General features: G+C 53.4%; 13 protein-coding genes. 6 read left to right on the forward strand and 7 right to left on the reverse strand.

The window, feature by feature from the left end; all coding sequences use genetic code 11:
- Window positions 1-8: 8 nt before the first annotated feature.
- The 4 genes from ATB02_RS09110 to ATB02_RS09125 are packed head-to-tail and all read left to right on the forward strand — an operon-like array spanning window position 9 to window position 4,554.
- Window positions 9-1,520 (forward strand): sugar ABC transporter ATP-binding protein, encoded by a 1,512-nt coding sequence (locus tag ATB02_RS09110; RefSeq protein WP_105271444.1) that lies wholly within the window; start codon window positions 9-11, stop codon window positions 1,518-1,520.
- A 24-nt stretch (window positions 1,521-1,544) separates the two neighbouring features.
- Complete coding sequence (locus tag ATB02_RS09115; protein ID WP_039020969.1) at window positions 1,545-2,543, forward strand: ABC transporter permease; 999 nt, start codon at window positions 1,545-1,547, stop codon at window positions 2,541-2,543.
- Between the two features lie 32 nt (window positions 2,544-2,575).
- Complete coding sequence (locus ATB02_RS09120; protein ID WP_000700837.1) at window positions 2,576-3,670, forward strand: zinc-dependent alcohol dehydrogenase family protein; 1,095 nt, start codon at window positions 2,576-2,578, stop codon at window positions 3,668-3,670.
- An 11-nt stretch (window positions 3,671-3,681) separates the two neighbouring features.
- A complete protein-coding gene (locus ATB02_RS09125) occupies window positions 3,682-4,554 on the forward strand; it encodes an aldose 1-epimerase (protein WP_105271445.1) in 873 nt (290 codons plus the stop codon).
- 47 nt (window positions 4,555-4,601) lie between these two features.
- Here ATB02_RS09125 and ATB02_RS09130 read toward each other — a convergent pair whose 3' ends face one another.
- From ATB02_RS09130 to hcaE, 6 genes are all read right to left on the reverse strand, one after another.
- The gene (locus ATB02_RS09130; RefSeq protein WP_001094726.1) at window positions 4,602-5,024 is read right to left on the reverse strand and encodes a DoxX family protein; all 423 of its coding nucleotides are present in this window, start codon (window positions 5,022-5,024) and stop codon (window positions 4,602-4,604) included.
- 96 nt (window positions 5,025-5,120) lie between these two features.
- The gene (hcaD, locus tag ATB02_RS09135) at window positions 5,121-6,323 is read right to left on the reverse strand and encodes a phenylpropionate dioxygenase ferredoxin reductase subunit (RefSeq protein ID WP_105271446.1); all 1,203 of its coding nucleotides are present in this window, start codon (window positions 6,321-6,323) and stop codon (window positions 5,121-5,123) included.
- A gap of 9 nt (window positions 6,324-6,332) precedes the next feature.
- The gene (gene hcaB / locus ATB02_RS09140) at window positions 6,333-7,145 is read right to left on the reverse strand and encodes a 3-phenylpropionate-dihydrodiol/cinnamic acid-dihydrodiol dehydrogenase (RefSeq protein ID WP_001281377.1); all 813 of its coding nucleotides are present in this window, start codon (window positions 7,143-7,145) and stop codon (window positions 6,333-6,335) included.
- On the reverse strand, window positions 7,142-7,462 hold the full coding sequence (locus tag ATB02_RS09145) for a bifunctional 3-phenylpropionate/cinnamic acid dioxygenase ferredoxin subunit (RefSeq protein ID WP_001080102.1): 321 nt from the start codon (window positions 7,460-7,462) through the stop codon (window positions 7,142-7,144). The genes hcaB and ATB02_RS09145 overlap by 4 nt, the downstream gene beginning before the upstream one ends.
- The gene (gene hcaF, locus ATB02_RS09150; protein ID WP_032184894.1) at window positions 7,462-7,980 is read right to left on the reverse strand and encodes a 3-phenylpropionate/cinnamic acid dioxygenase subunit beta; all 519 of its coding nucleotides are present in this window, start codon (window positions 7,978-7,980) and stop codon (window positions 7,462-7,464) included. The genes ATB02_RS09145 and hcaF overlap by 1 nt, the downstream gene beginning before the upstream one ends.
- Window positions 7,977-9,338: a 3-phenylpropionate/cinnamic acid dioxygenase subunit alpha gene (gene hcaE / locus ATB02_RS09155; RefSeq protein ID WP_000211172.1), complete on the reverse strand. Its 1,362-nt coding sequence runs from the start codon at window positions 9,336-9,338 to the stop codon at window positions 7,977-7,979. The genes hcaF and hcaE overlap by 4 nt, the downstream gene beginning before the upstream one ends.
- A 135-nt stretch (window positions 9,339-9,473) precedes the next feature.
- Here hcaE and hcaR point away from each other — a divergent pair, with 135 nt between their 5' ends.
- Both hcaR and ATB02_RS09170 read left to right on the forward strand, forming a co-directional pair.
- Window positions 9,474-10,364, forward strand: coding sequence for a DNA-binding transcriptional regulator HcaR (gene hcaR, locus ATB02_RS09160; protein ID WP_000423269.1), 891 nt, complete (start codon window positions 9,474-9,476; stop codon window positions 10,362-10,364).
- 160 nt (window positions 10,365-10,524) lie between these two features.
- Window positions 10,525-11,664, forward strand: a complete 1,140-nt coding sequence (locus ATB02_RS09170) for a 3-phenylpropionate MFS transporter (protein WP_000244171.1) — start codon at window positions 10,525-10,527, stop codon at window positions 11,662-11,664.
- On the opposite strand, the gene csiE is transcribed toward ATB02_RS09170, so the two are convergent.
- Window positions 11,656-12,936 (reverse strand): stationary phase inducible protein CsiE, encoded by a 1,281-nt coding sequence (csiE, locus tag ATB02_RS09175; protein ID WP_032184892.1) that lies wholly within the window; start codon window positions 12,934-12,936, stop codon window positions 11,656-11,658. The two genes, ATB02_RS09170 and csiE, sit on opposite strands and share 9 nt — an antisense overlap.
- Between the last annotated feature and the right edge of the window lie 46 nt (window positions 12,937-12,982).

Consider the following 12,982-nt stretch of genomic DNA (forward strand, 5'->3'; position numbering starts at 1 on the left):
AGGTCCCTATGTTCACGGCAACAGAGGCAGTTCCGGTAGCAAAAGTGGTGGCAGGAAATAAGCGTTACCCCGGTGTCGTTGCGCTGGATAACGTTAACTTCACGCTCAATAAAGGCGAAGTTCGCGCGCTGTTAGGTAAAAACGGTGCGGGAAAATCGACCCTCATTCGAATGCTTACCGGTAGCGAACGTCCGGATAGCGGTGATATCTGGATTGGCGAGACGCGACTGGAAGGCGACGAAGCTACGCTGACTCGCCGTGCCGTTGAACTGGGGGTACGCGCGGTTTATCAGGAATTAAGTCTGGTGGAGGGGCTGACGGTGGCGGAAAACCTCAGCCTTGGTCAATGGCCCCGCCGCAACGGCATGATTGATTACCCGCAAATGGCGCAGGATGCCCGACGTTGTTTACAGGCGTTGGGCGTCGATGTTAGCCCTGAACAACTTGTTTCGACACTAAGCCCGGCGCAAAAGCAACTGGTGGAAATTGCGCGGGTGATGAAAGGCGAGCCGCGCGTGGTCATCCTTGATGAACCGACCAGCTCGCTTGCCAGTACGGAAGTTGAACTGGTGATCAGCGCTGTGAAAAAAATGTCAGCACTGGGCGTGGCGGTGATTTATGTCAGCCACCGGATGGAAGAAATTCGCCGCATTGCCTCCTGTGCCACCGTTATGCGCGATGGTCAGGTGGCGGGCGATGTGATGCTCGAAAACACCTCAACCCGTCATATTGTGTCGCTGATGCTCGGGCGCGATCACGTTGATCTTGCACCGGTTGTAGCTCAGGAGATTGCGGACCAGACCGTACTGGAAGTTCGCGCGTTACGCCACAGACCAAAACTTACGGAGATCAGTTTTTCCCTGCGTCGTGGCGAAGTGCTCGGCATTGCTGGCCTGCTGGGGGCAGGGCGCAGTGAATTGCTGAAGGCGATTGTTGGACTGGAGACGTATGAACAGGGCGAAATTGTTATCAACGGCGAGAAAATCACGCGCCCCGATTACGGCGACATGCTGAAACGCGGCATTGGCTATACGCCAGAAAACCGCAAAGAAGCGGGGATCATTCCCTGGTTGGGCGTTGACGAAAATACAGTGCTGACCAATCGGCAAAAAATCAGCGCCAACGGTGTGCTGCAATGGTCCACCATCCGCCGCCTGACCGAAGAGGTGATGCAGCGGATGACGGTCAAGGCAGCCAGTAGCGAAACGCCTATTGGCACGCTTTCTGGCGGCAATCAGCAAAAAGTTGTGATCGGTCGTTGGGTCTATGCCGCCAGCCAGATTTTATTGCTCGACGAGCCAACGCGCGGCGTCGATATCGAAGCCAAACAGCAGATTTACCGTATTGTCCGCGAGCTGGCTGCCGAAGGGAAAAGCGTGGTGTTTATCTCCAGTGAAGTGGAGGAGTTGCCGCTGGTGTGCGACCGCATCCTGTTATTACAGCACGGTACGTTCTCGCAGGAGTTTCACTCGCCGGTCAATGTGGATGAGCTGATGTCCGCCATTCTGTCTGTGCACTGATGAATTTTACCGAGGAACCTGAAGATGTCTGCTTCGTCATTATCATTGCCGCAGGGCAAGAGCGTCTCGCTCAAACAATTTGTCAGTCGCCATATTAATGAGATTGGTTTGCTGGTGGTAATCGCCATTCTTTATCTGGTCTTCTCCCTGAACGCACCGGGCTTTATCTCATTGAATAACCAAATGAACGTGCTGCGCGATGCTGCCACCATCGGGATCGCCGCCTGGGCGATGACGCTGATTATTATCTCCGGTGAAATTGATGTCAGCGTTGGACCGATGGTGGCTTTTGTCTCGGTGTGCCTGGCATTTTTGCTGCAATTTAACGTTCCGCTGGCGATTGCTTGTCTGCTGGTGTTGCTGTTAGGCGCGCTGATGGGGACGCTGGCCGGCGTGCTGCGCGGCGTGTTTAACGTGCCCAGTTTCGTTGCCACGCTGGGGCTGTGGAGCGCCCTGCGCGGAATGGGGCTGTTTATGACTAACGCCCTGCCAGTGCCGATTGACGAAAACGAGGTACTGGACTGGCTGGGGGGACAATTTCTCGGTGTGCCAGTATCCGCGCTGATCATGATGGTGTTGTTTGCACTGTTTGTGTTCATCAGCCGCAAAACCGCCTTCGGGCGCTCGGTTTTTGCTGTTGGCGGTAATGCGACGGCAGCGCAGTTGTGCGGTATCAACGTTCGTCGGGTGCGCATTCTTATTTTTACCCTTTCGGGATTATTAGCGGCGGTGACCGGCATTTTGCTGGCAGCTCGCCTCGGTTCTGGTAACGCAGGTGCGGCAAACGGTCTGGAGTTTGACGTCATCGCTGCGGTCGTGGTCGGCGGTACGGCACTTTCCGGCGGTCGCGGTTCCTTGTTCGGTACGTTGCTTGGTGTGCTGGTGATTACGCTAATCGGTAACGGTCTGGTGTTGCTCGGGATTAACTCTTTTTTCCAGCAGGTGGTGCGCGGCGTCATCATCGTGGTGGCGGTTCTGGCGAATATCTTGCTGACCCAGCGAAGCAGTAAAGCGAAACGCTAAACCTTAACGCCCCTGGCGCGGGTGCGGCAGGGATGAAAATTAATCGTATTGTTAATGAGGGAATTATGAAAACGATGCTGGCAGCTTATTTACCAGGAAATTCGACCGTCGATCTGCGGGAAGTTGCGGTGCCGACACCGGGGATTAACCAGGTACTGATTAAAATGAAATCCTCCGGGATTTGCGGAAGCGATGTCCACTATATCTATCATCAACACCGCGCCACAGCGGCGGCTCCCGATAAACCGTTATACCAGGGATTTATCAACGGTCATGAACCGTGCGGGCAAATTGTGGCGATGGGGCAAGGTTGTCGCCATTTTAAAGAGGGCGACCGCGTGCTGGTGTATCACATTTCTGGCTGTGGTTTTTGCCCGAACTGCCGTCGCGGTTTTCCTATCTCTTGTACTGGCGAAGGAAAAGCCGCTTACGGCTGGCAGCGTGACGGCGGTCATGCCGAATACCTGCTGGCGGAAGAAAAAGATCTGATCCTTCTGCCGGACGCGCTGAGCTATGAAGATGGTGCGTTTATCAGTTGCGGCGTTGGTACAGCGTATGAAGGGATTTTGCGCGGCGAAGTTTCCGGCAGTGATAACGTGCTGGTGGTCGGTCTGGGGCCGGTCGGCATGATGGCGATGATGCTGGCGAAAGGTCGCGGTGCAAAAAGGATCATCGGCGTTGATATGCTGCCGGAACGTCTGGCGATGGCGAAACAGTTAGGGGTGATGGATCACGGCTATTTAGCAACGACCGAAGGTCTGCCGCAGATTATCGCCGAACTCACCCACGGTGGCGCGGATGTTGCGCTCGATTGTTCCGGTAATGCCGCAGGTCGCTTACTGGCTTTGCAATCCACCGCTGACTGGGGACGCGTGGTTTACATCGGAGAAACCGGAAAAGTCGAGTTCGAGGTTAGCGCCGACCTGATGCACCATCAACGGCGGATTATTGGTTCCTGGGTGACCAGTTTGTTCCATATGGAAAAATGTGCCCATGATTTGACTGACTGGAAACTGTGGCCGCGTAACGCCATTACCCACCGCTTCACGCTGGAACAGGCAGGTGATGCCTATGCGCTGATGGCGAGCGGCAAATGCGGGAAAGTTGTGATTAACTTCCCGGATTAAGGAGTCAGCGGATGACCATCTATACCTTATCTCACGGGCCGCTAAAGCTGGACGTTTCTGACCGGGGCGGCGTCATCGAAGGCTTCTGGCGTGACGCGACGCCGCTCTTACGTCCCGGTAAAAAAAGCGGTGTGGCAACCGATGCCTCTTGTTTTCCGCTGGTGCCGTTTGCAAACCGGGTGAGTGGCAACCGTTTTGTCTGGCAGGGGCGTGAGTATCAACTGCAACCGAATGTTGAGTGGGATGCGCACTATCTGCACGGCGACGGCTGGCTGGGGCAGTGGCAATGTGTCTCGCGCAGCGATGATAGCTTGTGTCTGGTGTATGAACATCGCAGCGGTGTTTATCACTATCGGGTAAGTCAGGCGTTTCATTTAACGGCAGATACGCTGACGGTGACGCTCTCTGTCACCAATCAAGGGGCAGAGACGCTGCCATTTGGTACCGGCTGGCATCCTTATTTTCCGTTGTCACCACAAACGCGGATTCAGGCGCAGGCGAGCGGTTACTGGCTGGAGCGGGAGCAGTGGCTGGCGGGTGAGTTTTGCGAGCAGCTACCGCAGGAGCTGGATTTCAACCAGCTCGCGCCGTTGCCGCACCAGTGGGTGAACAATGGCTTTGCCGGATGGAATGGTCAGGCCCGCATTGAGCAGTCGCAGGAGGGTTATGCCATCATCATGGAAACGACGCCGCCTGCACCATGTTATTTCATCTTTGTTTCCGACCCGGCGTTTGATAAAGGATATGCGTTTGATTTCTTCTGTCTGGAACCGATGAGCCATGCGCCGGATGACCATCATCGCCCGGAAGGAGGTGACCTCATTGCGCTTGCGCCGGGGGAATCAACAACGTCAGAGATGTCGTTGCGGGTTGCGTTACTGTAATTTATAAAATGCCGGATAAGGCGTTCACGCCGCATCCGGCATCTTTCCTAACGCCGATCGAGAGAAATTGCCCCCGGCCCGGTAATTGCCAACAGCAGGAATGCGCCAGCGATACTGACATTCTTCCAGAAATTAATCATATTTGGCCCAACCGCATCGCCGGTCATATCCCAGTAATGGTGACCAATCACCGCCGTACCCAGCGTGTAGAAAATAAACAGCACCGCCAGCGGACGGGTGAAAAAGCCAAGTACGATTAAAATCGCGGCGGGCACTTCCATAACTACCGCAATAATCGCTGCCAGCATCGGCATTGGCGCGCCCAGCGAGGCCATATATTGGACCGTACCGTCAAAGCCCATCATTTTGGGAAAACCAAAAATAATGAAAATTAAGACCACGGCGATACGGGCAATTAATAACAAAACGGGGCGGGCAGCACCAAAATCAAAATAACGTAGTGTGTTCATAACCAATCCCTTTGCAAGATAATGTGATTTAAACGTAATACACACTCTGGTACCTCGCCACGCCCCAGGCGTTGAGATATTCGCTAATTATCCTGGTTACAGTGATTTAAGCGCGATGTCCTCATCTATCAGCAGTTTCGCATCAAACGTTTTGCCGCTCTGGATCCATTTGCGGATTGGGCGAATCTCACGGCCCTGATTCAGTGTTACCGCACCGATAAGCACGCCGTTTTGCAGATTAAACCAAATCGCCTTCTGAGTTTCCGGGTTGCCACGACAAATCCAGTCATCGCCACGCATATCGCCAATAAACTGTAAGTTATCACTGTACTGATCGCTCCAGAACCACGGCGGCGGCAGTCGCGGAAGCGGTAGCCCCAACATTGCGGCAGCGGCAATTTGCGCCTGGTTATTGGCGTTTTCCCAGCTTTCGCAGCGGTGTAGTGCACCATTATCAAGACGGGTGATTGCCACATCGCCACCGGCAAAGATCGCGGGATCGCAGGTGCGGCAAGCTTCATCAATGACAATACCATTGGCAGTATCAAGGTTGGCCTCGCGAGCCAGTTGGTCGTTGGCGCTGATACCAATACCGTAAATCACCACATCGGCCCGAAGCGTTTCGCCACTTTGCAGCGTCAGTTCTACTTTTTCACCATCGACCACATGTTCAATGGCATTATTGAGCAGAATGCTCACACCAGCCTGCTGATGGCGCTGTAAAAGATAGTGTTGCACGGGCGGTGGTGCATTACGGCCCATGACGGTTGCCGCCAGTTCAATCACTGTCACCTTACATCCACGCTGCGTGGCGCTGGCAGCCAGTTCCAGACCAATAGTTCCGGCACCGACAATTACGACTGACCGTTCGGGCTGCAGAACTTTTCGTAGTCTGGCGGCATCACCGACATGGCGCAGGGTAAAGCAGCGTTCTCCCAGTGCGTCAAGCAATGGCAGCGGTCGGGCTGCCGCGCCGGTTGCCATAAACAGCTGATCCCAGTGCCAACTTTCGCCGTTGGTTAACACTAACTCTCTTGTGTCGCGGCCCAGCGATTTGATGGTTACACCGGAATGCAGATGAACATTGTTTTCCTGCCACCAGTGAGCAGGTAACACCTGCTGTAACTGCGGGGAATCTTCCAGCAACATGGATTTCGAGAGCGGGGGGCGTTCATAAGGAAGATGTTGCTCATCGGAAAACAGATGCAACTCACCGGTGAACCCTTGCTGGCGTAGCGAGGCCGCAGCCATTGCCGCCGCTTGCCCGCCACCGACAATAATGATCGTTTTTTCTTTCATCGTGCTTCCTTAAAGATCCAGCCCAGCCGCTACGTGGCGAATGCCGCGAATCGCTAAACCCGCATCAGCGTTGATCATCACACCGCTTAATGCGCGATTATTGCGCCGCGATGCCAACATCACATACGGACCCGTAAAATCCGCCGGTTGCGGGAAAAATTGCAGCGGTAATATGGCGGCAATTTTCTCCGGCGTCAGAGACTGCATTATCGAGGTTTCACTTTGCCCGAGCGCCTGTGGGCCGCGCAGGTCGCTGGCCATACCACACGGGCCGACGCCATTCACCCGCACTTTCGGTGCCAGTTCATAAGCCAGTTGGCGAATAAGTCCGGTTGCGGCATGTTTACTGGCGGTGTACAGCGGGCCACCGCCGCCGGGATACCAGGCGGCATTTGACAGTGTGAAAATCATGCTGCCTTCACTGGCGATTAACGCCGGAGCGCAGGCTTTTGCGCCCAGCAGGTAACCGAGTACGTTGACGTTAAACAGCTCGTGGAAGCCGGTTTCGAGCGTCTCTGCGGGAGTATTAACCAGTGAGGCATTGTGATCCCAGATGCCCGCATTGCCGATAAAACAATCCAGCTTGCCAGAACGAGTCAGGATCTGATCGACCGCGCGTTGATAATCGGCATAGCAGGTCACGTTACCTTCCACCGCCAGAATATGTTCGCCAAATCGCTGACGCAGACTGGCGACTTTTGCCGCCGACAGTTCCAGCGTGGCAACCTGCGCACCTTCTTCGATAAATCGCTCGACCAGTGCCAGTCCTAATCCCGATCCGCCACCTGTAATAAAGATGGACTCGTTATGCAGATCGCTCATGGCTGCGCCTCCGGTAAGTCGATGAAGATATCACCACCTTCAACGTGTACTGGATAAGTGGTTAGCGGATCGGTGGCGGGCAGGCATAACGCTTTCCCCGTTTTCAGGCAAAAACTGGCAGCGTGCAGTGGGCACTCTACCGTAGCATCATCTTCCAGATACCCTTCTGACATCGACGCATTACCATGACTGCAACGATCGTTAATGGCATAAAACTCGCCGCCAACGTTGAACAGGGCGATGACGGGCGAGGTATCGATCCGGAGAGCCTCACCCTCCGGCACATCCGCAACGGGACACGCATAAATTCGATTCATCAGAACAGTACACTCAGATTATGGGACGTGATCACCGCTTGATCCAGGACGATATCCCGTTCCAGCAAGCGCCAGTTGTCATCTTCCAGACGGCGAACTTTGTCAAAACGAGTCCCGACATAGAATGTTTCATCGCGCTCTTTTTGTGCCCGATAAAGCAGATAATTTACCCGCACAGCAAACACGTCTGGGGTGTCGGTTTCGCTTACCTGGCAGTTGCTGATTAAGTGACGGGTGCGTGACGGCGGCTCTTCCGCCCAGGCCATGCCCGTTTCCAGACGCGCGATTCGCCGCTCCAGCTGGTCTTTGGTGTCATTAAAAATCCAGGTTGTCGGTGGCTGAACGCCTTTGCGGCGGTCACGCGTTTGCGCGTTAACCGTGGTGCGCATGGTGTAACGAATCTCTTCGTCGAGCTGCGCCAGCCAGTCACGAAATTTCCAGTCATCCAGCAGACTGGCTTCGTGATAGAGAAACTGGCTAATGCGGTGATGTAACTCCAGTGAAACCTGCGCACTCATTTCATCACCTCCTGCTGGTATGCGGCGGTTTTATCGAGCACTTCCTGCCAGCTTTCGCTGCTCAGGAGATCGGCCCAGCGTTGATACATTCCACGGGCGGCCGTTTCTGAGAAGATATAGTTTGTAATGCCTGGAATGCCGTCGTCGCGACGTTTTTCCTGACCAAGCCCCATTTCCAGACAAAGTTTACTGTTGCGGGCGCGGTGGCCTTTCAGCAATTTCTGAATTTCACACCAGTTCTCCGAGTCATCCTGCTCAAGAAAACCAGCAGGACCAAAAGCGCGGGTGGCGCTGTTTTCAAAAGCGGCTTTAACTTCATCAGAGGCGGCTTTGTCAGTAATACAGAACGCCCACACTTCAACTTGATCAGGGCCGCGCGGATGCCAGACGCGGAGTGTGGCAGTGCCGTTGAGCCAGGAAAGTGTGGGGAATATGTTGTTATGACCTGCCAGGCGTAGGGCGCGAACTTCGCCTAAACGCTGTTCTGCTTCGGCGTAGGTTTCGCGGTAATAGCTGGAAACTGCACCATCGACCCAGACATTGGCGTCTGGCTTTTCGGTAAAGAAGAAACCGCTACCGTGTCCGTCCTGACCGAATTGTAGGGCATCTTTAGCGGTTTCCCATACCGGGCGGGCGGTTTGTCCATCGCCGAGACGCTTATCGCTGCCATCATCTTTCGCCCCTAATACCTGTACGGCAGAAGCATGGCTGAACAGGGCGTGATACTGGTCACTGGCGAACTGCTCTGCCGGGAATTTCCAGTTGCAGTTGATCACCCACTTTTGTACGCCGCCGACAATTTCGGTACCGCCTTCGCGACGATCCAGCATGCCATCCAGATACCAGGCAATGTCACCCAGGTAATCACGCAGGCCCGGCGCGGAGGTATCCCAGTTGCCAAAAATCAGCCCCTTATAACTCTCCACACAGGGAACTTCGTTTAACCCCCAGTGAGATTTACACAGCCCTTGTGGGTAGGCGCGAGGTTCCAGCGGTACATCAATCAACTCGCCGTTAATACCATAAGACCAGCCATGATACGGGCAGGTAAAGGCGCGAGTGTTGCCGCAATCGGCATAACTCACACGCATGGCCCGGTGGCGGCACTGGTTGAGAAACGCCTTGATGCTGCCGTCTTTCTGGCGCACCACGACAACCGCATCTTCTCCCATGTAGGTGTTAAAAAAATCACCGGGTTTAGGGATCTGGCTTTCGTGGGCGAGAAATAGCCAGCAACGACCGAAAATGCGCTCAAGCTCCAGTTGGTAAATATCCGGGTCGGTATAAATACGCGGAGTGACCCGACCGTTTTGGGTGTCAATCAGTTGGTAAATGTTCAAATCTGAGGGTGTGGTCATATTTTTTAATCCTGAAAGATAAGATGTATTGACCTTCTATTTTTGTGCCATAAGGATGTTGCTGGTTGGTTGCTGATATGTGAAATAGTTAATTTCTACCAACTGAGACGTTTTTTCGATAACAAGGGGAAGGTGATGGAACTACGGCATTTACGCTATTTCGTCGCAGTGGCGCAGGCACTGAACTTTACCCGTGCGGCGGAAAAACTGCATACCTCACAGCCTTCGTTAAGCAGCCAGATCCGCGATCTCGAAAACTGTGTTGGTGTTCCGCTACTGGTACGTGATAAACGTAAAGTCGCGTTGACGGCGGCGGGAGAATGTTTTCTCCAGGACGCGCAGGCAATCCTGGAACAAGCGGAAAATGCCAAACAACGGGCGCGGAAAATTGTTCAGGAAGATAAGCATTTAATCATCGGTTTTGTGCCATCGGCGGAAGTGAATTTACTGCCAAAAGTATTGCCCATGTTCCGACTGAAACAGCCAGAAACTTTGATCGAATTGGTGAGTTTAATTACCACGGAACAGGAAGAAAAAATTCGCCGTGGTGAACTGGATGTCGGCTTAATGCGCCATCCTGTCTATAGCCCGGAGATTGATTATCTGGAACTTTTTGACGAACCATTAGTGGTAGTGTTGCCGGTTGATCATCCTTTAGCACAAGAAAAAGAGATCACCGCCGCGCAGCTGGATGGCGTGAATTTCGTTAGTACCGATCCGGCGTATTCCGGTTCGCTTGCGCCGATCGTTAAGGAGTGGTTTGCGCAAGAAAACAGCCAGCCGAATATCGTCCAGGTGGCAACCAATATTCTGGTAACGATGAATTTGGTGGGGATGGGGCTTGGCGTAACTTTGATACCCGGTTATATGAATAATTTTAATACCGGGCAGGTGGTATTTCGGCCAATTGCCGGAAATGTGCCTTCCATTGCCCTACTAATGGCGTGGAAGAAAGGCGAAATGAAACCGGCATTACGCGATTTCATCGCCATTGTGCAGGAACGTTTGGCAAGCGTAACGGCATAAATACGCAATAATTTTGCAAGGTGCGTTGTGGGGCGCAGCTTTTTTAGTGCTTGCGAACAGGCGTTACAGACATCGGGAAGCAGGCTCGAATATTCTTATTTTTCAACTTGCACCAACATTCGATTAACCCCAGACTAACGCCTCCTGACGGGAGGGACTCATGGTTTTGCAATCCACGCGCTGGTTGGCGCTCGGTTATTTCACATACTTTTTTAGTTACGGCATTTTTCTACCTTTCTGGAGCGTCTGGCTTAAGGGGATTGGCTTAACGCCAGAAACTATCGGCCTGTTATTGGGGGCTGGTCTGGTTGCCCGTTTTCTCGGGAGTTTGATCATCGCCCCCCGCGTTAGCGATCCTTCCCGCCTGATTTCCGCCTTGCGCGTACTGGCACTGCTGACACTTCTCTTTGCTGTCGCCTTCTGGGCGGGGGCGCATGTAGCGTGGTTGATGGTGGTGATGATTGGCTTTAACCTCTTTTTCTCACCGCTGGTACCGTTGACCGATGCACTGGCGAATACATGGCAAAAACAGTTCCCGCTTGATTACGGCAAAGTGCGACTGTGGGGCTCGGTGGCGTTTGTCATTGGCTCGGCGCTGACAGGCAAACTGGTCAGTATGTTGGATTATCGGGTGATCCTCGCGCTGTTGACGTTGGGCGTGGCGTCCATGCTGCTCGGATTTCTCATTCGTCCAACGATTCAGCCACAAGGGGCTAGCCGTCAGCAGGAGAGCACGGGAGGGCCAGCCTGGCTGACACTGGTCCGCCAGAACTGGCGCTTTCTGGCCTGCGTTTGTTTATTACAGGGAGCGCATGCAGCCTATTACGGTTTTAGCGCTATTTACTGGCAGGCAGCTGGGTATTCTGCTTCAGCGGTGGGCTATTTGTGGTCGCTGGGCGTGGTGGCAGAAGTCATTATTTTTGCGCTGAGTAATAAACTTTTCCGCCGTTGTAGTGCACGCGATATGCTGCTGATCTCGGCGATTAGCGGCGTAATGCGCTGGGGAATTATGGGAGCAACGACGGCGTTGCCGTGGTTGATAGTGGTGCAAATTCTGCATTGCGGCACCTTCACGGTCTGCCACCTGGCGGCCATGCGTTATATTGCCGCCCGCCAGGGTAGCGAAGTCATTCGTTTGCAGGCGGTTTACTCTGCCGTTGCAATGGGCGGTAGTATCGCCATCATGACCGTCTTCGCCGGTTTCCTGTATCAATATCTGGGCCACGGCGTGTTCTGGGTGATGGCGCTGGTGGCGCTTCCGGCAATGTTCTTGCGCCCGAAAGTTGTTCCCTCATGCTGATTCGAGCATTTTGCGGATCTGCTCCTGTTGGTGTGTTGTCAGCGTCAGATCTGTGTAGATCAGCGGTGGTGAAAAGAGCGGTAACGGCGTGGTGTAAGGCGCAATAATCAGTGCCGCGCCGCGTGGAGCACCTCTCTGCAAAAATGCTTTTACCGACATATGCTTAATGTTGAGCGGCAGTAACGTTAGTTCACGTAACTGCTGCTCAATCTGCGCTTCACGCTCGCTATCATTCCCGGTCAGTAGAATAATCTGTTTTTCATGCAGGTCGTTTTCCTGCATTAGCCAGGCACCGAAAATCACCGCGACCAGACCGCTTTCCTCATCAGAAAGATGGACGCTGTATTCACTTTCAAATCCGGTCAGCGCCGCGCGGGTGGTGCGCACCAGGCGTGGGTACAGTCTGGAGAACTCTTCTGGCAGGGTGTTATCAATACCGATGGCAAACAAACTGCGATTTAACGCCTGGGCGAGGTGAGTATAAAGCTGATCGCATAACCCCTGTTCATCATAAAAACGAACATTTCCCAGCTCACGAAAATGGTTTACCAGACGTTTGATAGACTGACGCAATTGTCTATCCCGCTGATGCGCATCCCGAATTGGATCGGGAACTCGCAACATGGAAAAAAGTAATGCCATAAATAGTGGCTCATCAGGCGGTACAGGCTGGAGCGCCCGACGCTGCCAGTGGCGTCCAATTTCCTGCGCTACCTGAAATTCCAGGCAGGATTCTGCCCAGCGACGTTGGAGCGGATTAAACTGAGGCGTAATGCCAGCGTGGTGTTGCAGCAAGCAATATTGCAGATACAGACACAGGAAATGAATATCGCGCGATTCAAAGCGTTTTTGTAGCCGTCGAGAGCAGAGATTCACTAACGCTTGTAGATTGGTATCGTCGTAAAAGTTACGCGAAATTCCGCGCCGCTTTAGTTCACTCTTCAGAGCGGGTGTGAATTGGCTGGTAATAAATGACGGACACAGACGGAAACCACGTCGTAGCCAATGAAATAAACACAAACGTTGGTTAAGCACTGTGCCTTCAACCCGGTAGCTACCGTCATAACCAGTAGTCAGTGTGAGTTGATGATAGCGCAGGATCTCCCGTCCTGTTTCGCTGATATCAAGACTGGCAATATCATCATCCACACCATTAAGCTTGCTGAAGGTTGCCGTGGTGGCGGTCAACCCCGGCTGAAAGAGTGTCAGCAAGATCTGGCAGCGGCGCTGGGGAGCCGAAAGGACAGATGGTGAAGCAAGCGTAGGCATCATCTGTAGATCTCCCATAAGCATAATTGATAAGAATAGCTAAAGTTTG

Origin of the sequence: Escherichia sp. MOD1-EC5189, assembly GCF_002966045.1 — a bacterium.
In the GTDB taxonomy this organism is placed as follows: domain Bacteria; phylum Pseudomonadota; class Gammaproteobacteria; order Enterobacterales; family Enterobacteriaceae; genus Escherichia; species Escherichia coli_F.